The 21,699-nt window shown below is 41.3% G+C and carries 18 protein-coding genes; 9 read left to right on the plus strand and 9 right to left on the minus strand.

Features of this window, described 5'->3' with window-relative positions:
- Nucleotides 1–33: 33 nt before the first annotated feature.
- Complete coding sequence (locus ABFY19_RS01685; protein WP_418791539.1) at nt 34–2,031, minus strand: beta-propeller domain-containing protein; 1,998 nt, start codon at nt 2,029–2,031, stop codon at nt 34–36.
- Nucleotides 2,032–2,157: 126 nt separating this feature from the next.
- On the opposite strand from ABFY19_RS01685, the gene ABFY19_RS01690 reads away from it, so the two are divergent.
- Nucleotides 2,158–2,886 carry a methyltransferase domain-containing protein gene (locus ABFY19_RS01690; RefSeq protein WP_418791540.1) on the plus strand — a complete coding sequence of 243 codons (729 nt, stop codon included), beginning with the start codon at nt 2,158–2,160 and terminating at the stop codon, nt 2,884–2,886.
- Between the two features lie 1,251 nt (nt 2,887–4,137).
- The gene (locus ABFY19_RS01695) at nt 4,138–4,434 is read left to right on the plus strand and encodes a hypothetical protein (RefSeq protein ID WP_418791541.1); all 297 of its coding nucleotides are present in this window, start codon (nt 4,138–4,140) and stop codon (nt 4,432–4,434) included.
- A gap of 90 nt (nt 4,435–4,524) precedes the next feature.
- Here ABFY19_RS01695 and ABFY19_RS01700 read toward each other — a convergent pair whose 3' ends face one another.
- The 4 genes from ABFY19_RS01700 to ABFY19_RS01715 form a co-directional block, all read right to left on the minus strand.
- The gene (locus ABFY19_RS01700; protein ID WP_418791542.1) at nt 4,525–5,187 is read right to left on the minus strand and encodes a (Fe-S)-binding protein; all 663 of its coding nucleotides are present in this window, start codon (nt 5,185–5,187) and stop codon (nt 4,525–4,527) included.
- Nucleotides 5,188–5,189: 2 nt separating this feature from the next.
- The gene (locus ABFY19_RS01705) at nt 5,190–5,900 is read right to left on the minus strand and encodes a GTP-binding protein (protein WP_418791543.1); all 711 of its coding nucleotides are present in this window, start codon (nt 5,898–5,900) and stop codon (nt 5,190–5,192) included.
- 24 nt (nt 5,901–5,924) lie between these two features.
- A complete protein-coding gene (locus ABFY19_RS01710; RefSeq protein ID WP_418791544.1) occupies nt 5,925–6,707 on the minus strand; it encodes an ATP-binding cassette domain-containing protein in 783 nt (260 codons plus the stop codon).
- A gap of 165 nt (nt 6,708–6,872) precedes the next feature.
- Nucleotides 6,873–7,208 carry a hypothetical protein gene (locus ABFY19_RS01715; RefSeq protein WP_418791545.1) on the minus strand — a complete coding sequence of 112 codons (336 nt, stop codon included), beginning with the start codon at nt 7,206–7,208 and terminating at the stop codon, nt 6,873–6,875.
- A 154-nt stretch (nt 7,209–7,362) separates the two neighbouring features.
- Between ABFY19_RS01715 and ABFY19_RS01720 the strand changes: the two genes are divergently transcribed.
- A complete protein-coding gene (locus ABFY19_RS01720) occupies nt 7,363–8,004 on the plus strand; it encodes a cytochrome c3 family protein (protein ID WP_418791546.1) in 642 nt (213 codons plus the stop codon).
- 87 nt (nt 8,005–8,091) lie between these two features.
- Here the strand turns inward: ABFY19_RS01720 and ABFY19_RS01725 are convergent, their stop codons facing one another.
- The 4 genes from ABFY19_RS01725 to ABFY19_RS01740 all read right to left on the minus strand — a co-directional run bounded on the left by ABFY19_RS01725 (nt 8,092) and on the right by ABFY19_RS01740 (nt 14,412).
- Nucleotides 8,092–9,672, minus strand: coding sequence for an IS1182 family transposase (locus tag ABFY19_RS01725; RefSeq protein WP_418791547.1), 1,581 nt, complete (start codon nt 9,670–9,672; stop codon nt 8,092–8,094).
- Nucleotides 9,673–10,058: 386 nt separating this feature from the next.
- On the minus strand, nt 10,059–11,543 hold the full coding sequence (locus tag ABFY19_RS01730; protein WP_418790466.1) for an IS1182 family transposase: 1,485 nt from the start codon (nt 11,541–11,543) through the stop codon (nt 10,059–10,061).
- Nucleotides 11,544–11,675: 132 nt separating this feature from the next.
- A complete protein-coding gene (locus tag ABFY19_RS01735) occupies nt 11,676–13,655 on the minus strand; it encodes a thioredoxin domain-containing protein (protein WP_418791548.1) in 1,980 nt (659 codons plus the stop codon).
- Nucleotides 13,656–14,250: 595 nt separating this feature from the next.
- The gene (locus ABFY19_RS01740; RefSeq protein ID WP_418791549.1) at nt 14,251–14,412 is read right to left on the minus strand and encodes a hypothetical protein; all 162 of its coding nucleotides are present in this window, start codon (nt 14,410–14,412) and stop codon (nt 14,251–14,253) included.
- A 207-nt stretch (nt 14,413–14,619) separates the two neighbouring features.
- On the opposite strand from ABFY19_RS01740, the gene ABFY19_RS01745 reads away from it, so the two are divergent.
- From ABFY19_RS01745 to ABFY19_RS01770, 6 genes are all read left to right on the plus strand, one after another.
- A complete protein-coding gene (locus tag ABFY19_RS01745; RefSeq protein WP_418791550.1) occupies nt 14,620–14,868 on the plus strand; it encodes a FeoA family protein in 249 nt (82 codons plus the stop codon).
- Entirely contained in the window at nt 14,868–16,952 is a 2,085-nt protein-coding gene (gene feoB / locus ABFY19_RS01750; RefSeq protein WP_418791551.1) for a ferrous iron transport protein B, read from the plus strand. The genes ABFY19_RS01745 and feoB overlap by 1 nt, the downstream gene beginning before the upstream one ends.
- Nucleotides 16,953–17,055: 103 nt before the next feature.
- Nucleotides 17,056–17,940: a LysM peptidoglycan-binding domain-containing protein gene (locus ABFY19_RS01755; RefSeq protein WP_418791552.1), complete on the plus strand. Its 885-nt coding sequence runs from the start codon at nt 17,056–17,058 to the stop codon at nt 17,938–17,940.
- A 192-nt stretch (nt 17,941–18,132) separates the two neighbouring features.
- Complete coding sequence (gene rmuC, locus ABFY19_RS01760) at nt 18,133–19,164, plus strand: DNA recombination protein RmuC (RefSeq protein ID WP_418791553.1); 1,032 nt, start codon at nt 18,133–18,135, stop codon at nt 19,162–19,164.
- Between the two features lie 71 nt (nt 19,165–19,235).
- Entirely contained in the window at nt 19,236–20,006 is a 771-nt protein-coding gene (locus ABFY19_RS01765; RefSeq protein WP_418791554.1) for a spore coat protein, read from the plus strand.
- A gap of 153 nt (nt 20,007–20,159) precedes the next feature.
- The gene (locus ABFY19_RS01770) at nt 20,160–21,608 is read left to right on the plus strand and encodes a cobalamin-dependent protein (protein ID WP_418791555.1); all 1,449 of its coding nucleotides are present in this window, start codon (nt 20,160–20,162) and stop codon (nt 21,606–21,608) included.
- The last annotated feature ends 91 nt before the right edge of the window (nt 21,609–21,699 follow it).

The raw sequence follows: 21,699 nt of genomic DNA on the forward strand, positions 1-21,699 counted from the left end.
GCAATATCTCCATCCGGATTTTATTATCTGGTCTTATCTGATTTCAAGACTGTTTAATTCCACCATTAAGTTTATGTCATGGGCCTTGATCATGGCACTGGAAATTGTAAACAGGGTATCTCCTATATAGATTATCCTTTCCACATTTTTATTACTATTATACCATCCATTGCCTGCTTGAAACATTTCTAATTCAGGTATATGGGTGATTTTACCTTTCAGTGCAAATCCATCAATAAGATCAAGATTATAAATATAGGCGCCCTGGAAGGTAAATTGGCCGTATTCGGGTGTTTGCCAAGCGTTTTCCCTATTTGAAGATGAAATATCACTACCCAGTTCCATAACTGTCACCGGAAATGCTAAGAGGTTTCTTTCCTTGGAAAATAAAAGGGCTTTATGATTTCTGAGAAGTTCGGAATCAGTACCCCGGTCACCAATTATTTCTTTGAATTTTTCCATCGGGTGTTCTACATCAGTGACATCAAAAACGGCTATTTTCATGCCTTGATAATAAGCCATGGTGCCGCTTTCATTACCGTTCGGGTCTTTTATCCCCATTTCTACGGTGTCTTTTCCGAACCCAATAATGTGATTTTCATCATAGGGGTGGAGGTAGTCACTATAGCCCGGTATTTTCAAGGCCCCCAGTATCCTGGGCGACTGGGGTTCTTTCAGGTCTAACACAAAAAGAGGATCTACTTTCTTGAATGTTACCATATACCCACGGTCCCCCATAAATCCGACGGAATAAATTTTTTCACCAGGTGCAATATCCTCAATTTTACCGGTTACCTGCATGCTGTTATCCAGAACATACAAGTTGTTTTTTGAGGTATATTCATTATTTCTCCAGACTTCTCCCTTTGTAGTGGCGATACGGAAATAACCATTGTATTCATCCATGGAAAATTGGTTAAGAATCGTGCCTGGGACTTCACCTTTGCCCAGGTATTTAGTATGTCCGTCATTCAACTCAAACTTATATATAATTGTTCCGGATTCATTAGCTTTGTTTTGGTAACCCGAGGAGCGGGATACAGCCACATAAAGGTTTTTATCAGATGCATAAATATTTTCCCCGCTGCCCAGGTAGGTGGAGAGCTCCATTTCCTTTTCTGGTTCATCCAGATTCAGCCCGGCAACCATAAGGTAATTGGGTTGTGGTGCTTCAGGGAAGTACTTGATGTCAGAAAAATCTATACCGGTGAAATTGCCGGTTCCCGCAGAATCCCGGTAAGCAGGAGTCACATGAGTATTATCCGCGTTTGCTTCCTGCTGTTCCATTAGGTAGTAATAGTCAATATGTTTATTGACCACCAGGTAAAGGGCGGAAGCAATTTTCCGGGAAGAGACATATTGTCCCTCGAGTTCGGTTTCCCGCAGTTTCTGAATGTTTTTCCGGTTACTTATATCGTATATTATGGTCTTTATTGTATTATACGGCTGTATAGGCGGACACTCTATCTGGCTGCCGGCCTGATGCTTGCTTTGAGGAAACGGCATCAGGGATCGGGTATGTCCGATGACTGTCAAATATTTGTCATCCACATAGAGTTCCTGGGGCATAAAGTTCTCATCATTAAAGTTTATGGTATTAATTACTTTCATTTCACTGGCTGGGTTGGCGTGTACAATTATTACCCTTTGGTTATTGACCAGATAGATATATGTGCCATCGGTTTTTATGATATCTGCTTCATCCACTCCACTGACCTGTACATTGGTTGCGGAAAACTCTGTGTTTATGCTGCTTGCTTCGTCGGCAGCAGCCCTGCTCTCTACTTCATCAACAGTTACTTTCATACCTATACCCTTTATACCGTTATAAAGATAATCACTGAAACTCTGCTTATCCTTCAGAACCTCCTTTAAGTTCTCCAGTGATCCAATTACAGGGAGTGGAGTTGCCTCCAGGGAAGGGTTATTATCTGGTGGCTTTGGGATGCCGGAAGAGGTCAGGGGCGCTGTGAACATAAGGAAAACCAACATCACCAGCACAGGATAAATTCGCAGCATTGCTTTATTCATTTAAATCCCTCCTTTGCAGATTTTAGTATACTAGTTTTTTGACGTCATATTTCCTATATTTGTTTCACCTTTTTGCTCCTTTTTCGTATTATGTGAGGAACGAAGTTTTTTGGAAGGGAGATCCGTATGGAGAAAGGCTTTTTATCAGTTTTATGTGCCCCAGATACCTATGAGGAGCTGGAAAATGTTTCTGAAGACGAGTCACGGGGCAGGTCAAGAGAGGTGCTGGTCAGTACTGTAAGTGGTACCAGGTTTCAGATGAAAAAGGGCATCCCGGTTTTGTTGAAAGACAGCAGGGTATCGGGAGAAACCAGGAAAAACAGGCAGTTTTATGATATGATTGCACCATTTTACAATATTCTTCATGAAATACAGGGCATAAAAAAGGGTGGTGAGGGGAAGCTTCGGCAAAACATTCTTAGCTCCTTAAAGATAGGCAAGGGGGATAAGGTATTGGAGGTACCTATAGGTACAGGCAGTAACCTGCCCTACCTTCCGCAAGATGCAGAATATTTTGGTGTAGATATATCGTTTCCCATGCTGCAGCAATGTGCCAGGATGATAAAGAAACATGATGTTAACGGAAAACTTGTTTTGGGTGCGGCAGAGTACCTTCCATTTAAAGATAATATATTTGACTGTGTATTCAGTATATCAGGTTTCCGGCTGTTTAGTGATAAGGCCAAGGCACTTCAGGAAATGGCTAGAGTGGCCCGGCATGGGGCAATGATTTTGATCGCTGACCAAAAGAAAACCGGGGTTCCCCTGGACCTTTTACCTAAAAGAATGTCTGATGTACAGGTAAGGGATATAAATGAATGGGAGCTGTATTGCCTTACTTTCAGGAAACAGTAGTGAATTATGCCGACTTGTAACATTTTGAGTAGGTTTTACATAATATTTAGTGAAGATTAACCCAGCATAAAGGTAAAGGAGGTTATTTTAATGAGCAACATTAAAACTGAACAATGGGGTTGGACCGCACCGTTTTTCCTGTTTCTAATTCTCATTCTTCTATGGGCTGGTGTAGACGGCGGTTTTTGGTAAAAACAGAATGTATTCATAGCAAGCAAAAACAAGTTCCTGAACCTATTAGCAGAGCAAATCATAGTATAACACAAAGGTCGATAGTTAGTAGATTTAATCAATAGAAAGGGGGATTTAAAATGGCTGATGGAGGAGGATGGCAACTCCCGTTTTTCCTATTTTTGATTTTGATTCTTTTATGGGCAGGAGTAGATGGCGGCTGGTGGTAAAATTTAAGCTGCCGGGTTAAATACCCTCGAATTTAAGAATAATCACAGCAAAAGCCCGTTCATTGGAGCGGGCTTTATCTTGGCAGATAGGAAAGTATAAATTTTATCCTATCTGCATAAAAAAGGCTAAGCTTCGCCTTATAGTAGATTTAAGCGCTTAGCGAAGCTAAGCCTTTTTAAGCAGCCGGCTTTTCCCTATGAACCTTTCCGGGGTTAAAAACATAGTATGTAGTGAGGTCGATAGATTATGATTTTTACATTTCTCAGTTTTTCTGAAAGGAGGCAAAAGAATGGCTGATTTAAAATCCCAGCAATGGGGGGCAACAGCTCCGTATTTTCTCTTTCTGATTCTGATTCTTTTATGGGCAGGAGTAGACGGTGGTTGGTGGTAGAAACAGAATATTAAGGTACAATTAAGAAATAGGAGGTTGAGTGTTTATGGCTGATGGATGTGGAATTGGCGGCAATTTCCCTATTTTGCTTTTCCTGATTCTAATCCTTTTATGGTCAGGAGTCGATGGCTGCTGGTAAATAAAGTGTTTTTTATCCGCTTCCTTTGTGAAGCGGATATTATTTTTTTGCGGATATTAGTTTACTGCAATTTAATAACTTAGGGTATGTTGCGAACCTTTTTCTGTGGATGACATAATATATAGCAAAACATACATTTGATAGAATTGGTAAATAGTTCGTCAATGAGAGGGGGAGATTAAGTGGTTGATTTACAACTATTGGGTGGAGGTTTTTTGGGCATACTTTTCCTTTTATTTATCTTATGGCTTTTCTTTGGAGGAGGAGGCTTAACCTGATATTTGCACAGTAATAATGAAAACTGTTAGGAGGTAAAAGAATGAGCAATATCCTTTTTAGTCCGGACCTGCCGCCTTTGATTATAGGTGTTAAACCATACTTACCCTTAAAAGGCCAAAACCTTGCAGATGGCGTGCTGAGTCTCATTGAACTGTTATCGTCCATGCCCGCTCAGGAGGCTGCAAAGAAAATGAGTCGTCTGTTCCAGTTAGCCGGTAACCGGTCTATTACTGTTGATACTTCTCTCGGACCGATTACACTGGCCCTGGATTCTGCATTTCTGCTTTTCTTAATTCTCATTTTACTGATCCTTTCAGGTAATCTTCTCAGTATTTAAAAAAAGGCAGTGCCCTTTGCTGAAGGAACACTACCTTATGGTAATTAATCGCTAATAATTGATAATTAATAAGCGGTTGACCGGATTACATTAGTCTTTTCCTGCCAAAATCCGGATATCTTCCAACCGTACCTGTAGACCATAGCTCTTTTCTAGAACCATGTTGGCGAATCCTGTATGATTAAGTGACATCATACAAAAACCCGGCAGAAACGTTACCCGGCAGCCGAAATCAGGTTCTTTCCTGATATGAGCGGCAATGCCTTCAAAGCCTATCATATGGTAAGCGATAACATCTTTAACTTTATTCTCCCGGGAGTATTTTGGTCCTACAACCCAGGTATAAAGAAGCCCGGTAACCTCTTCAGCTTTAATTACCTGAAGCACATGCGGGATCGGGCAGCCAGCGCCCATGGGCCGGCCGAGAACGTAATCCCCTTTTTTAATTTCCATTTTTTCTACTAAATCAGGCCGGAATGGCAGAACAATTTTTCTGGCTGAGATTTCACCAGGGAGCGGTTCCAGTATGAAGTCATATTGATGCCCTAAAACATCCCTTGGCGGATATATAGCCTTAGTTTCTATTCCGGATACTTCTTTAGGATTTGTAGATGTTTGCTGTTCTGCATAGTATGGGCAGTCTGAATAGCTTTTCTGGGAAGTATTTATCATTTTCAGGAAGCTTTTGCAGTTGTCTTCGCCGCATAAACCGCAGTTTTTTCCTGGGGGCAGCCAGGACCATGATGTATTCATTTCTATTCACCCCTATACAGGTAATCTGCGATTCGTCCGTTCAGTTTTTGAATGACACCAAAATGGTGCTTCCAGCCAATTTCTTTTTTGCCGATGCAGATTGTGCAGGTGCCCAGGGGTGGATTGCCTTTCAGGTAAAGATTATTTTTATCTATATCTTCAGATTCACTAATCATATTATATAACCTGTTCAGTGAAGTTCCTTGAAGGGCATTTGTTTCCATTAAGACAACATTTCTGTGGACCTCCTTGATTTTTTGAATAAGGACTTCCCTTTCAGCTTGGCTGACCAGATCAATTTTTGTTATCACTGCGATATTTGCAAGACTGACCATTGCCCCCATTTTTTCCGGTGCGTGAATTCCTGAAATCGAGCTTAAAACAATCACCCCTAATCCTTGATTAAGGTATGGTGAGCAGCGCAGGCAAAGCCCTGCGCTTTCTACTATAAAAAGGTCTGCACCGTTAGTTTCAGCCCACTCTACAGCATCACCGAGAACCATAACTCCGGCATGATCAGGGCAAAGGTCGCCAGAGTATATTTTTTTTGTCATAATATTGAATTCCTTTTGTAATTCTATATCCTCATAAGCTCTAACAACATCAATTTTAAGAAATGCTATCTTAAGTTTATCATTAAAGTGTTTTACAATTTGTTTGGTAAGCGCGGTTTTACCTGCTGAGGGTGGGCCGGCAATCACCAATAGCTTCAAAAACATTCACCGCCTTTATATCTTTCAGGATGCGAAATTTACCGCAAGGACATCATCGGTAATTACATCCCCTGCCCGTAGCTGTTCCCTGATGGTGCCTACTCTGCGTTCGATTTCCAGGAGGTTTTGGGCTGCTTTGATTTCCACTTCATTTTGATATAGTACCTTTTTTACAGCTCCGTTTTCAATTATAATCCGTTTCTTGGTGAGAAGTGCAATCAACGGGTCATGAGTTACAAATATAATAATTTTCCCCGTATCTTTAATTATGTTAATTACCTCCTGTTTAAAAATACCTGCGTTTTCAATTTCATCCAGAAGTATAATGGGTGCTGCTCCAATCATAATTGCATCCGCAATTAGGAGCGACCTGGTTTGTCCTCCGGAAAGAATGGTTACTTTTGCATCCTTGTGAATTTTTTCACCTGTAAAGCTATTGGCTAATTTTATAGTTTCCGAAATTATGCCATTATCATTTTTGCCCCGGGCACGGGTATGAATTTTTAAGAACTCTTCTGCAGTAAGGTCTGCGAAGCATTTTGTATTCTGGGTTATCATAGTAATGGGTTTAAGTGAAGGGCTATATCTAATGTCATCAATCGGGGGAGTTCCATTAATAAGAATAGTCCGTCCTGTCGCGGTATCTCCCTGGGCCAGCAGTTCAATATCAGTAATAAAAGCGGTTTTCCCGCTTCCTGTAGGCCCTACAATAGATATGGTTTCACCTGCCCTAAGCGTAATTTCAGTGAAGTTTTCCATGACATCTAGTTTATCGGTACCGGGAAGAATTGTGATTTCACTCAGCATCAGTTCTCTCCTTTCAACAATTAATTTCCTGCAGTCTAAACTATGTATTATGAAGTCGAAAGGTTACTTTAACTTTTTAGATGAACCACGAAAAAAGGAAACGCCACTTCATAAACAGATTTCTGAAGGCGGCGTTTCCTGATTATCAATGTATTTAACTGTATTCTAGTAAGTGGTCGTTACGTATTGTCCGGTTGGCCCGAACTGGCTGGTGTTAATTGGACGATTAGCCCAAGTGCCGCTTGTAAATGAACTTTGATATGGGTAGCTATAGTTCTGACCAAGGTTGCTGAATTGAACACTGCTCATTACTGATTGCACTTGATTGATTGCCTGTTGGCAAAGCTGGGCAGCTTGCTGCAGCTGTTGGGCCGCAGTGCGTTCAGACTGCTCAATTTGATGTAGTTGGTTCGCATGAACATTCTCGCTCTGGCTAAGCTGACTGCAGATTTGCGCAATTTGGCTTAAGTTGCTTTGAATCTGATTAATTGGTGAATACATTTTAAATAACACCTCCAAGGAAATTTATTGTGAATCCTGAACATTATTATTTCAATAATTAAAGTAATTATTCGATAAATGCTGCAAAAAAATAATTGGAATTTTACCTGTATGGATAGGGGAAACTAGTTAAAAAATCAAAGGAGGTATTTGAATGAATAAACATATTTTTTATTTTGTGCTGCTATCAATTGTGCTTATAACCGGTTGTGCCGGTGGGGAGGCGGAAAAGAAACCTATTCCCGAGCCCCAATATGAGACAATGATGGCATCAGCAGCAGCTGATCCTTTTGAAAATGGATGTGTATCTTGCCATAAAAAGACTGCTCAGGTGGACCAGTCCCTCCCGGCTTATGTAACAAGAATTTCGGGACATCCAGAAGTCAAAGAGGCAACTGTCAATGAATGCTACCGGTGTCATGAAGCTGAAAAGGATTATTCTCTTTATAAAAAGTTTTACCGGGGAATTCATAAGGCACATTGGGAAAGCAAGACCTTTTACAGTGAGCAGAAGGGAACCTGTTACTCTTGTCATACTGTTGAAACTAATGGTGTATCAGGGTTAAAAAAATATCCTCTGGCCGGGTACCGTTCGGGCCTTAAAACAGGAGTAGAAGACTCAGAAAATGCATCTCCAAAAACTAAAACCGAGCAGTCACAGGTAAAGCAGGACCAGAAAGAAGAAACAGAACAGGAGCAGAAAGAAGAAACAGAGCAGGAGCAGGAGCAGGAGCAGGAACAGGAACCTGAGCCGGAGCAGAAACAATCTGAAATTCAACCGGAACCCAAACCTTAAAGGCTGCAAAACTAAGGGACCGTGTCATAAGTAATTACTTATGGGCATGGTCCCTGTCTTTGTGTCAAAAAATTAGCGAGCTTCTCCTTAAGCCCACTGGATAGTTGCCATTTTCGAAATATTATGTGCCATACACAGTAATCCCCACTCAATTTTAACCTTTTCAAGACCCCTGAGGAGGAATCTTTTAAAGCCCCAACACCATTTTATCCGGCCAAATACGTACTCGGGTTCAATACAGCGTCTTTTGCGCAGGGCAAGGCCTAGCTCAGAAGTTAAGTTTTCTCTGGCTTCTTGCTTTAGCTCTTCTAAACGGACATTAACCTCTATCCTACGGTTCCAGTACTTGCTTTTAGTACAGGATTCTCGGTTGGTACACCCGGTACAGTCTTCACATTCATATACTCTAACATGAGACTCGTAGCCAGTAGTGCTTTTTCTTTTTACCGTTTTTATGTATTTTAATTTCTTGTGTTCATAGCAGATATATTGGTCGTTTTCTGCATCATAGACCATGTTTTCCCTAAGACATGGGTTGGTTTTAACGTGGCGCTTCTGCTCATAATGAAACTTGTTGTATTTAACAAAGTTTTGAATTTCCTGCTCTTTCAGATATTCATAGTTTTCTTCACTGCCATAGCCTGCATCTGCAATAATCTTCTGCGGTACACTGCCCCAGGCCTTTTTTATACCTTCCAGATGTACTTTCAGACAGGAAGTATCAGTTGCTTTTTGATGAATGCTAAAACCTACCACGAATTGGTTTTGCGTGCCTGTTTGCACGTTATATGCAGGCTTGAGTTGGCCATTCTTCATATGGTCTTCCTTCATCCGCATGAAGGTAGCTTCCGGGTCAGTCTTGCTCATGCTGTTACGTTCATTGCCAATTGCAGCTAATTGAACCTTGTACTTCATGGCTCTGGGCAGACAGTCCTTAACAAGAGTACGGGCAGCTTTTCTAGTGATTTTTACACTTTTATCATTTTTGCCTTTTTTGCTTAATGCCTCGTTTATTCTTCCAACCAGATCCGCAACGGCTTCAGGATTATTCACCACGTTTTCGCCCATTTCAGGCAGATCCTGATCTCCATAAAGTTCGTCTTCCAATTCATTGGCCCGGTCTATTTCTTCCAGTAGCCCTTTAACCTTTTCCCGCAATTTCTTCTGGTTCTTATCTACGCTCTTTTTCCATACAAAGCTGTATCTGTTGGCATTTGCCTCTATCTTTGTGCCATCAAGATAGTATTCTTCAAGATTAATCAGACCTTCGGCAGCCATATATTCCACCAGTAATTGAAATACCTCGTCAATTATGGTCTTCATATCTGACCTGAAGCGGTTGATGGTGCGAAAGTCAGGAGTGTTGCCTCCGGCCAGCCACATGAAATGTATGTTTTCCCGCAACGCTCTGGCCAATTGCCTTGAAGACCAGACCTTGCGGCCGTACCCGTAAACTAATACCTTTAACATCATTTTCGGATGGTAACTGCCTGCGCCGCCCCCCTTATATTTTGCCAAGAGTGGGTCTATGCCTATTTCATCGATTACCTGGTTCACAGCACGTACTTTATGCTGTGGTGGAATCATGCTCTCCAAACTCATGGGCAAGGACAGCTGATTCATATCGTATGGCTTAAAGACTACTTTCTGATGACCCTTCTTTTTCATAAGCTTCCTCCGCATCTTTACTGTTTCATTAATAATTCTACACTGGAAGCAAAAACCCTTTCACCTTCAAAGCAATGTTTTTTCTTTTCCTGCTTTTGATGGTCCTATGAGAGGGATGCACCTTGAAGGAAAGGGCGGGAAGCTTGGTGAGATGTTGCACAAGGTTTTCCTTGCACTGGCCTCGTGAGGAGTCTTACCGCACTCCGCTAAGCGAAGTCACGAACCGGAGCCACGGATGGCGGAGCCGCCACTGAGGCAGGATGCCGAATTGGCGGTTTAGTCCGTGACTTCGCCAGGAGCAAGGTTAGAACCCTCCGATGCCAGTGCGGAAAACCGGTGCTATAACTCACCAGATTTCCCGCCCAATCAAAAAGGGAGCATATCACTTATGGGGCTTGTTGACAAAAATGGCTAGGAACTAATTTCCCTAGCCATTTTCTCATTATAGTTCGTATTTTATTTGAAATGCATGTGTGTTTCTTACGTAATTCCCGCTGTTTTATTGCCTTTATATATCTTTTTATGTTTATAACTAACGCCGATAAGAGGCATTGTTCCAAAACATTGGCGATGCCTCTTCTTCTTGCTTTTGAAAGATTGTGGTTTTCTTTTAAAATACCATTTGTTCCTTCGCACCACATTCGCCTAAGCTTTCGAATCCGCGTATATTCAACCGATCCTTGCCTTGTATGGGTCTTATCTGCATAATCTTGATGGAAGGGGCGTGTTACACTTTTTCGCCTATCACTTTTAGACAAACATTGTTCTTTTAGTAGACATGCTTTACATTCTCTGGTCCTAGCGGCATATACTTTAGTCTTTTTTTGCTTAATATGAGATAGATAGAGAAATTTGCCTTCTGGGCATATATAAACATCTTTATTTCTATTATACGCAAACTTATCTATAGTAAAACTCTCTGTTTTACTGAGCCTTGCAAAACCAGGAATATACCCTTCAATTCCCAATTTGTCTAATCCATAATGAACATTCATATAGTCGTAACCTTTATCTGCACCAACTTTCCGAATGTTTAAGCCAAGCCGTTCTTGCTGTGATTTTAGCCGGTCTATGTAAGGTTCACTGTCGTCAACATTGCCGGGAGTTACATAAACATCCGTAATTATGCCGTGTTTAGCATCTATACTCATATGGTCTAAGTAGTGGAAGCCCTTTGGTTTTTCAGGCCGGTTCAGATAGCCACTTTCCGGGTCTGTTTTACTCCTAACGATTTGTTTTGTTTTCGGGGCAGTATTTGGTTCTTTTCCTCGTTTCTTGCCTTTATAGCCTTTTTCCTTATTTATTTTTTCCTGAAGAGCTTCGGCTTCTTTTTCTAGTATACCCAAGTATTCAGATGGAGTGCATTCTACCGTGACTACTTCCTTTCGCTTATTAGAAGCATTGGCTTTTATATGAGTGGAATCTGTAACTATGATTTCACCAGTGACAATTCCTTCAGCAATGCAAAGTTTGATTATCTCATCAAATATTTCCTGAAACACATTAGTTCCCTTAAACCGCCTTCTTCTATTTTGCGAAATTGTTGAATGGTCCGGGACAGGTTCATCCAGGTCAATATTTAAAAACCAACGGTAGGCCAGATTCACTCTCACTTGTTCTTCTAATTGCCGTTCGGACGGAATTCCGAAAAAATATCCTATCAGTAACATCTTGATTAGTTTAACCGGATCAACAGAACGGCGTCCCCTGTGTGAATACATATTCTCAACCTTGTCATAGATGAAACTAAAATCAATCTTATCTATTACTTCTCGGAGGAGATGGTCTTTGGGAACCAGTTCCTCCAAGTTGACATACATATATTTGCTTTGGCTGGGTTGATTTTTATCCATCATATTGCTCACTCCCATCAAAAAACCGGTAGAATTAATAATTCTACACGGTTCCTTGAAACACCTTTCAATAAGTTAAAATTATTGGGAATTTGTCAACAAGCCCCACTTATGGGACACTCCCTTTTGACCCTACGGAAAATGTGGTGGTCAGGTAAGCAGTTCGGCAAGTTTTTTCACACTTGTAATCGGCTGCTGACAAGAATGATTAGTACACACATAAGCTGTAGAAATTTCTTCATCTTCTTTGCCGGGAACCCTTACTGTAAGTAACAGTTCAGGATGGAAACTTCTGTTAATTACCCGCAGCATTTCTTCCATTTCATTGGATTCAGGGTTCCCGGATAAAGTTATTTCTAATGAAGGCATTATATCGAACCATACGCTCATCAAGAAATTTGCATGACTCATAGGTGATTTGTTTATTGCCCCCCCGAATGTCTCTAATTGTAGCCGGAATTTTTTCTCCAGGTCTGTATCACCTGTATACCTTGCCAGTTTTATTAAATTAAGGGCAGCTACCGAGTTACCTGAAGGCATAGCTCCATCATAAATTTCTTTTGGCCGGCTGATAAGGTTCTCTGCGTCGGAGCCGTATTGAAAAAGGCCGCCATTACTGTTATCCCAAAATAATTTTAGCATATCCCGGTTAAGCTCCAGTGCCAGTGACAAATAGCCGGGTTTAAAAGTTGCTTGATATAACTCAATAAGTCCCCAAACCAAGAAGGCATAATCATCAACATAAGCAGGAAAGTCAGCACTGCCATCCCTGTAGCGGGCTAGAAGGCGCCCATCTGACCGCCTCAGTTTTTGCGTGATAAATTCTGCAGCTTTTTCTGCTGCTTCCGCATATTGGGGTTCATTAAGTACGCGGGATCCCAGGGACAGTGCGGCAATCATCAGGCCATTCCATGCAGTGAGAATTTTATCATCCTTAAACGGGTGTATCCGCTTGTTTCTATAAATAAAAAGCTGGTTTAATGCCTTTAAATTGCCTTCCTGGTAGCCTGTTCGGATAAGGTTGGGGATGCTTTTCCCTTCGAAATTACCTTGAAGGGTAATATCATACTGTTGACAAATTTGCTCCCCTTCTTCATTTCCAAGAACTTCTTTAATTTCATCAGGTGTCCACACATAAAACTTGCCTTCCTCACCCTCTGAATCAGCATCTTCAGCAGAATAGAAAGCACCTTCAGGAGAGGTCATATCTCTTAAGACATATGAGAATATATCACGCGCGATTTTGGCCCACTTTTCTTTTTTCCCTGCCTGGTAAGCTTCCAGGTATGCTATCGCCAACAGGGCATTATCATAAAGCATTTTCTCAAAATGCGGTACAAGCCATTGTCTATCAGTGGAATATCTGGAAAAACCAAAACCAATGTGGTCGTACATACCGCCTAAGTACATGGATTCCAGGGTTTTTTCCACAATTTCCAGCGCACGTTCCCTGCCGGTCATTTTCCAGAAGCGCAGCAGGAAGGAGAGGTTATGTGGGGCGGGAAACTTGGGGGCACTGCCGAAACCGCCGTATACTGGATCAAAGGAATTTTCGTAATAATCATATGCCCTCAATAGGGTGTCTTCAGTTACTGTTCCCCTATCATGGCTAAAAAAGTTATTCTCAATGGCATTTGTTATATCAGTCACGGAACTCAGTATCTTGTTTTTTTGATTTTGCCAAAGCTCAGTAATTTGTTTTAGCAAACTTATCAACCCGCGAATCCCCCGTGTATCTTTTTTGGGGAAGTATGTCCCGGCAAAAAAAGGTTTTTTATCTGGGGTCAAAAATACTGTCAGCGGCCAGCCGCCCTGTCCTGTGATGGCTTGGCAGAATGCCATGTAAATTGTATCTATGTCAGGGCGCTCTTCCCTATCAACCTTAATTGATATGAAGTTTTTATTGAGAATTTCGGCTACTTCCGTATCTTCGAAAGATTCTCGCTCCATAACATGGCACCAGTGACAAGTGCTGTAACCTATGCTAAGAAAGATGGGCTTGTCTTCAGCTTCAGCCTTGGAAAACGCCTCATCACTCCAAGGATACCAATTCACAGGGTTATGAGCGTGTTGCAGAAGATAAGGGCTTTTTTCATTTGCTAATCTATTGGGTGTTTCAGTGAGTTTCATGGGCATGACCTCCTAAATTACACATTTTTATTAGGATGCCCGAAAAAAATTAAACTTATATGACTTAAATTTTATTAATGAAAACGTTATATATTCCAAAAAATGGTATTGTGTTATAATTAAATTGTATAAGTATGTGTAGGAGGGGTGGTAAAATCAATTCAAATAATTTTATTTTGAATTGATTTTTCACCCGTAATACATTTACAGATTTACTAACAGAAAAAGCCAACAGCACTTATTGTGAAGTTATTAAACGTTATATAAAAGACTCGGAAGTAAAAAGTAATCAAACACTGATAAGTGAAATATATAAAATAATGACCCAACTTATCGAAACGAGTATGTATATAAAAATACTTTACTTAATGGCGATTGGATAAGTTTTTGAACAATAAATTTGGAGGTTAGTTTTATGTATTTTCCATATTTTTGCGGAAGACAATACGAGTTACTTGCATTATGCGAGTTGGTTGAAACTAACCGCAATCTAATTGAACTATAAAATTTAAAAGTTAAAGGGACCAACTCATTAGTGATGAGTTAGCCCCAATTGCTTCTAACATTTACTATGATACCTCTTTAATTTTATCCTTTACTTGTTAAGGTCATTGTTAGTATTATAAGCAGCTTTTTCAGTGGCTTCTTTTTTACCCAATTTTTTTGGGGTTTCACCAAATTCTGAGGCAAATTCTGCATCATTATTGGTGTTAAAAGCAGCTTTACCGGTAGCTTCCTGCTTTTGTTTTTTGGACAACTATTCCACCTCCAAATTTAGATTTCAACTGTATTTTGCTTTTGTAGAACAGAGATTATACCTTGTGAATTTTGGAATGCTTTTCATTTCGCAAGCTGTACTTTTAGCAAGGGCCGTATTGTCACCTTTAATTTTATGAGTTCATATATTAGTCTAGGGAAAAAAACTTTCCTAGACTTAATTAATGATAAACTCAGGGAGGTAGTCATGAAAAGAGAATTGATTCCGTTAAATAGACTCCCTTTGGGCAGGGCCGCGAAAGTCTGGTGTCTTACAAACGATGGCAATACTCGCCGTAGGATGATGGATATAGGTTTGATCAAAGATACCCAGATTGAGGCAATTCAGAAAAGCCCTTCCGGGGATCCTACGGCATATTTTATAAGGGGTGCAGTCATTGCGCTGCGTTCTGATGAGGCTTCAAGAATAATTGTCGAAGCTTTAACCGGGGAGTAATGTCCGAGTATTTTGTTGTTGCCCTGGCAGGCAACCCTAATGTTGGTAAAAGTACCATTTTTAACAGCCTTACAGGACTAAAACAACATACCGGAAACTGGCCCGGAAAAACCGTGACCAATGCCAGGGGGAAATACAGGCATAAAGATAAATCGTTTGTCCTTGTCGACATTCCGGGGACTTATTCACTTATGGCGAGTTCAGCCGATGAAGAGGCAGCACGGGACTTTATCTGTTTTGGTGAGCCTGATGCTATAGTTGTAGTTGCAGATGCCACATGTCTTGAAAGAAACCTCAACTTGGTATTTCAGATCCTTGAGGTTACAGATAATGTTGTTGTATGTGTAAACCTTATTGATGAGGCGGAACGAAAAAAAATAAAAATAGACTTGGAAAAACTCCGGGAAAGGCTGGGTGTCCCGGTTGTGGGAACAAGTGCACGCAGCGGCAAAGGGTTATACGAATTGATGGATGCGGTTTGCTGGATAGTTGAGCAAGACACTATTAACAGGCCTTTAAAAATTGAATATGAGGGTATCATTGAAGAGGCTGTCCGGATACTGGAACCAGAAGTCGAACGGATCGTAAAAAGCAAAGTAAACAGCCGGTGGGCGGCACTAAAATTAATTGAAGGTGATCATTCCATATTCGACTCTCTTCGGGATATGATGGGTTTTGATCTCTTGAATGATATGGTTTTGACCAATAAACTTGCATTAGCAAGAAAATTTTTACAAGATAACAACTTTGATAATAATTCTGTGCGTGATAGGGTTGTTTCAAGAATTGTGGAATTAGCGGAAGAAATTTGTGAGGAAGCGGTTATTTCAGAAAATCAAAAATTTAACAGCAGTGATAGAAAAATTGATAGTATCCTGACATCCAAGAGATATGGTATTCCAACTATGATACTTCTCCTGGGCCTGGTTTTCTGGTTAACTGTTACAGGAGCTAATTACCCTTCTGATATAATAGCAGGTTTTTTGTTTTGTATTGAGGAGAAGCTGACCGAGTTGTTCCAATTGGCCGGTTCCCCATTATGGCTTCAAGGTATGTTGGTCAAAGGCATGTACAGGACCCTTGCTTGGGTTGTTTCAGTTATGCTGCCCCCGATGGCAATATTCTTTCCGTTGTTTACCATTTTGGAAGACTTGGGTTACCTTCCAAGAGTTGCCTTTAATATGGATAATTTTTTTAAAAAAGCCCGTACTCACGGAAAACAGGCGTTAACTATGTGTATGGGTTTCGGGTGTAATGCGGCAGGCATAATTGGATGCCGGATTATTGATTCCCCCAGGGAACGGCTTATTGCAACAATAACCAATAATTTTGTCCCTTGCAATGGCAGGTTTCCTACATTAATAGCAATTTCTACAATTTTTATTGGCGGAACGGTTTCCGGGACTTTAAGAACGGTTATTTCCACGTTTGCTGTTATGAGTGTAGTAATTCTGGGAGTATTTATGACTCTGCTGATTTCAAGGATTCTCTCAGCAACTATACTAAAGGGATTACCTTCTTCCTTTATATTGGAACTGCCCCCATACCGCAAACCACAAGTAGGCAGGATCCTCATTCGTTCTGTGTTGGACCGGACCCTGTTTGTTCTTGGCCGCGCGGCCTGTGTAGCTGCTCCTGCAGGTATGGCAATATGGGTCATGGCAAATATTCATATCGGCGGGGTTAGTTTACTGGACCATGGGGCCGGTATTCTGGAGCCTTTTGCACGAATGCTGGGCCTTGACGGATATATTTTGATGGCATTTATCCTTGGGTTCCCTGCTAATGAAATTGTCATTCCAATAATTATTATGAGTTATGTATCCACAGGCTTCCTTCAGGAATTAGACAGTTTGGAGGCTTTAAGGCAACTGCTGGTTTCCCATGGATGGACTTGGCTGACCGCAGTGTGTGTAATGCTGTTTTCCTTGATGCATTACCCGTGTGGCACTACTTTGTGGACCATTAAGAAAGAGACCCAAAGTTGGAAATGGACTGCAGTATCATTTCTCGTGCCAACTTTGACGGGTGTTGTGTTATGTTTCGTTTTGACCCAGACAGTGAGGCTGTTGGGATTTATATAAGCTGTGCAAGGAGCTTAATTGGAAGTGGTTGTAATTAACTGCAGAGGAGCAATTTTAGCGGACTTGAATATACTGTAGTAAAACTATGGAGAGGTGATATTTTATGGTTACTCCTTATCAGATAGTTTGTCCGCCGGGAACAGTGTCTTATGTAATTAAGTCCGGTGATACGCTTTACAGTCTTGCAATCAGGTATGGCACTACAGTATCGGCAATTGTTGCTGTCAATCCGGGTATTGACCCCAATAACCTGATGATAGGTCAGGTAATCTGTATACCCCAGCAGGCAGGGCCGCCGCCGTGCCCCGGAGGTAAATATTACACTATCCAGCCTGGGGATACCTTGTACCAGATTTCACGCTTCTTTAATGTTAGTGTTGATGATATCCTTATGGCTAATCCCGGATTAGACCCAGATAATTTAATGATTGGGCAGGTTATCTGTATTCCCGGTGTGGCACCTCCTGCTCAATGTCCTGCCGGAACGACACCTTACATTATCCAAGCCGGAGATACCTATTATTCTCTTGCCATACGGTTTAACACCACCGTAGCAGCCATAATAGCTGCAAATCCCGGAGTTGATCCCAATAACCTGATGATAGGACAGCGCATTTGTATTCCACAGGCATTGCCTCCTGCTCAATGTCCTGCTGGAACAACACCTTACATCATCCAAGCCGGAGACACCTATTATTCTCTTGCCATACGGTTTAACACCACCGTAGCAGCTATAATAGCTGTGAATCCTGGAGTTGACCCTAATAATCTGATGATAGGACAGCGTATCTGTATTCCTGTTGCGATACCTCCTGTTGGGTGCCCTCCAGGGACTGTGCCTTACATCATCCAGGCCGGAGACACCTATTATTCTCTTGCTATACGATTTAACACCAGCGTAGCAGCCATAATAGCTGCAAATCCTGGAGTTGACCCTAATAACCTGATGATAGGACAGCGTATCTGTATACCGCAGGGTACCCCTTAAAGAGTAGTATAGGTTTGAAATTGTTTTATCAGAGTGAGAATCGAAAATGAGATGGGGAGCGTTCCTAAAAAAATAAAAAATTTTATGGGAACGCTCCTTTTACTTTGTTTGCCAGCCATCTGAGAAAAAAGGATTGGACCATAAATTGTCGAAGGGTAAACTGGCTAAGTTTATTCTAGGGAGGGACAATCTATGGAAGTAATCATAGTTATTCTGTTAACGATATTGACAATCTTGGTAGGTGTACTTCTTTATAAGCAGATTTCCGGGAAGAGGAACATTGACCTCGAACTATTGGTCAAAAACACCTTATTTGAGTTTCGCGGCCAGATACAAGAATCGGTTAATACTACCCGCAAGGAAATGAGTGATGCCAGGGAGGATATTAACCAGAGAACCAGGGAGACTCTGACCCTTATGACAGACATGCGGGCGACTGTGGAAAAAATAATCAACCAACAAGAAGAATCAGCCCGGTTAGGACGTTCTCTGAAAGATATATTGCAGGCACCCAAAATAAGGGGGAACTATGGTGAGGCAATCCTGGAGGAAATGCTGGACAAGGTTCTTCCCAGAGGAATGTGGACCCGTCAATACAAGCTTGGTGAGGGCGCTGTTGTTGATATTGCTGTTAATTACAGGGATATGATAATTCCAATAGATTCCAAATTCCCGCGGGATAATTATCTGAGATATATGAATTCAGAAGATCCTAAGGAAAAAGAATTATTATGGAAGCAGTTTGAGAAAGACGTTATCTTGAGAATTAGGGAAATAGGCAAGTATATTGCCCCTGACCGTGGGACATCTGACTTTGCTCTGATGTTTATTCCCTCAGAGGCAGTATATTATGAAACAATTGCCGAAAAAAATTATCTTGGTCATACCTCAAGGATTACTGAGGAAGCTGAAAAAAATAAAGTAATGCCGGTAAGCCCCAATACCTTCTATGCTTTTCTCCAGATTATCATGTCAGGCATCCGGAACATGGAAGTGCTTCGGCAGGCCAGGACTATTCAGGAAAAGCTGGTGAAGCTGGAAACCAGGTTTGACTACTTTTATAAACAATACGAAATCATCGGCCGGGAACTGGACAAGGCTTCTGAAGCCTATCGTAAAGGGGACCGGCACATAGGGTTGTTTAAGAGAGTATTGGATGAAACTATAAGATTAGATGAAACTATAATATTGGATGAAAATGTACAATCCCATACATTCAAATGAAAAATTTGGGCAAACTTATTTTAGTGGCGCAAGCCGTTAGATTAACAAATTTTTCATAAGGGGGAATTAAAATGAATAAGAATCAAGGTATTCATGGAAATACTCAGCCTCAGATGGGAACACATCAAGGTAATAACGTAAATCTTCCCTTCGTGAGCAGTGACGTAGAGGTTGGAGGGCAGATGAATCCACAATCAGTGTACCACTCAGGTTATATAGGCCCGCAGGCCGGTATGAAGACAGGCTATCAGACCGGGTTCCAGACACAAATATCAACCGGTCAGCAGGCTGCAAGGTTTGGTGCAAACGAATTAATGATGGTCCATGATATTCTCACAGATACCATCAACAGTATTAACCAGTTTGAACTATACAGGCAGTTCATTAGGGACCAGCAGCTTATGCACATATTGGACAATCAGATTAATTTCATGTTTAACGAATACAACCAGTTGGTTAATTACCTGCATAACCAGGGTGCCGGGTCAATTGTGCCATATAGGACTGCCAGAAGTGCCGGTGTAAAATACGGTCTTAGACAGCCCGCAGCTGTCCAACCAAATGCCAATATTAATGAAATGGATGACAGTGATGTTGCTTCAGGGATGCTGGGATGCCATAAGGCAGCCGCCGGACTCAGGTTAAGAGGTGCTCTTGATTGTGCGGATCTAACCATGCGCAATATAATAAGTAATCTTACCATGTCTTCAGTTAATATGGCATATGAAATATTTATTTTTATGAACCAAAAAGGAATGTACCAGCTTCCTACCCTGGCACAGCAAACAACCCAAACAATGCTGGGTGTTTATCAGAATATGAATCAGCCTTCTTTTTCGTAATTTAGAAAGGCCCTCTGCTCAGCTAAGAGTAGGGGGTTTTTAATTCCAGGGAAGATAAATTATGGTACCTTCATGCCAATAGCAGGAGTTTTCCGACAAGAAGTCTAATTACTAAACGTATATTATCTTTTTGTTCATTTTCGGGAGGCAGTTATGGCTAGAATTATGTTGGTTACCCCTGATTACCATTGTGGTGTTGTCGAATCCGCCGGCAGGTGGCCTCACCTGGGGTTTGTTTATCTTGCCGGAGAATTACGCAAGGCCGGTCATAAGGTAAGGATTTATGATGCTATGGCCAAGAACCATAGTTTTTCAGAAATTATAGATAATATAAAAAAATATAACCCTGATGTAGTGGGGACAACTGCTTATACAGCTACCATGCCTGCTGCTGCAGACATTTTACGGGAAGTAAAGCAGTGGAAACCTGACAGTCTTACTGTAGTTGGCGGTATCCACCCCACCTTTTGCTATGAAGAAGTCTTTCGTGATTATCCGTTTATTGATGTGGTTGTCCGTTTTGAAGGGGAGTTTACTTTGCCTGAGGTAATTTCAGTATGGGAAACGGGTGGAGACTTTACCTGTGTTTCTGGGATTGCTTTTGCCGGAAACAATGAAGTTATTTGTACCCCTGTAAGAGAATATACCTGTGACCTTGATACCCTTTCCCCGGCTTGGGACCTGCTTGACTGGGACGATTACACCTTTTTTATCTACCCTGGTTCACGTTTGGCGATTATTTCCACTTCTCGGGGATGTATTCATGATTGTGCCTTCTGTTCCCAGCATAAGTTCTGGAACAAAACCTGGAGAGCAAGAAACCCTGAGAGTGTGGTTGCGGAAATTGAGTATCTTGTCAGAGAATACAATGTAGAGATATTTTTTATTTCTGATGAATATCCTACCAGGGACAGGCAGAGATGGGAGGAAATACTTGACCTGTTGATTGCTAAAGACTTGGGAGCTTTATTTTTGTTGGAGACACGGGTTGATGACATTATTCGTGATGAGGATATTATTAATAAATACAGAAGTGCAGGTGTTATTCATATTTATGTGGGTATTGAGGCAGCCAGCCAAGAAAACCTTGACCTCTTTAAAAAAGGGATTGCTGTAGATGATTCCAAAAAGGCCCTTGACATTATTCACAGTGCCGGGATTGTAACGGAAACCTCGTTTATCCTTGGCACTCCGGGGGAGACTGCAGAATCGATTGCAATGACTTTCGAAAGTGCATGTCACTATAATCCGGATTTTGCTCATTTTCTGCTTCTGGCGCCCTGGCCTTATGCTGATATGTACCCTGAACTGGCACCTTTCGTTTTTGAAAATGACTACTCTAAGTATAATCTGGTGGAACCGGTTATCAAGCCTGAAGCAATGACTAGTGATGAACTGTTTACCGCGGTTCTTAACTGTTACCGTAAATTTTATATGGCTAAAATACCTGAATGGGTGAACCTGAAAAACGAATTCAAGAGGAAATATGCCATCCAGTCCATGAAGGCTATAATGGAAAATTCTTTTCTCAAAGAGCACATACTAAAACTGGGAACAATGCCAAAATCAGTAGAAAAGATTATCAAGGGATTGTATTCGTAGCCGAAGCGCAGAATAACAAAATATAGCAGTATAACAAAATGTAAAGGAGATATCTAAATGGAGCTCTGCTGTTTACGGATATTAGTTGTGA

This window comes from Phosphitispora sp. TUW77, assembly GCF_048453025.1.
Classification (GTDB): domain Bacteria; phylum Bacillota; class Thermincolia; order Thermincolales; family UBA2595; genus Phosphitispora.

Bases quoted from the DNA above. Each gene is read 5' to 3' on its own strand.
- ABFY19_RS01690 (WP_418791540.1), top strand. From the start codon at position 2,158: ATGGAGAAAGGCTTTTTATCAGTTTTATGTGCCCCAGATACCTATGAG.
- feoB (WP_418791551.1), top strand. From the start codon at position 14,868: ATGTCCGAGTATTTTGTTGTTGCCCTGGCAGGCAACCCTAATGTTGGT.
- ABFY19_RS01735 (WP_418791548.1), bottom strand. From the start codon at position 13,655: ATGAAACTCACTGAAACACCCAATAGATTAGCAAATGAAAAAAGCCCT.
- ABFY19_RS01700 (WP_418791542.1), bottom strand. From the start codon at position 5,187: ATGAATACATCATGGTCCTGGCTGCCCCCAGGAAAAAACTGCGGTTTA.
- rmuC (WP_418791553.1), top strand. From the start codon at position 18,133: ATGGAAGTAATCATAGTTATTCTGTTAACGATATTGACAATCTTGGTA.
- ABFY19_RS01685 (WP_418791539.1), bottom strand. From the start codon at position 2,031: ATGAATAAAGCAATGCTGCGAATTTATCCTGTGCTGGTGATGTTGGTT.
- ABFY19_RS01770 (WP_418791555.1), top strand. From the start codon at position 20,160: ATGGCTAGAATTATGTTGGTTACCCCTGATTACCATTGTGGTGTTGTC.
- ABFY19_RS01710 (WP_418791544.1), bottom strand. From the start codon at position 6,707: ATGCTGAGTGAAATCACAATTCTTCCCGGTACCGATAAACTAGATGTC.
- ABFY19_RS01745 (WP_418791550.1), top strand. From the start codon at position 14,620: ATGAAAAGAGAATTGATTCCGTTAAATAGACTCCCTTTGGGCAGGGCC.
- ABFY19_RS01755 (WP_418791552.1), top strand. From the start codon at position 17,056: ATGGTTACTCCTTATCAGATAGTTTGTCCGCCGGGAACAGTGTCTTAT.
- ABFY19_RS01765 (WP_418791554.1), top strand. From the start codon at position 19,236: ATGAATAAGAATCAAGGTATTCATGGAAATACTCAGCCTCAGATGGGA.
- ABFY19_RS01720 (WP_418791546.1), top strand. From the start codon at position 7,363: ATGAATAAACATATTTTTTATTTTGTGCTGCTATCAATTGTGCTTATA.
- ABFY19_RS01715 (WP_418791545.1), bottom strand. From the start codon at position 7,208: ATGTATTCACCAATTAATCAGATTCAAAGCAACTTAAGCCAAATTGCG.
- ABFY19_RS01725 (WP_418791547.1), bottom strand. From the start codon at position 9,672: ATGAAAAAGAAGGGTCATCAGAAAGTAGTCTTTAAGCCATACGATATG.
- ABFY19_RS01730 (WP_418790466.1), bottom strand. From the start codon at position 11,543: ATGGGAGTGAGCAATATGATGGATAAAAATCAACCCAGCCAAAGCAAA.
- ABFY19_RS01695 (WP_418791541.1), top strand. From the start codon at position 4,138: ATGAGCAATATCCTTTTTAGTCCGGACCTGCCGCCTTTGATTATAGGT.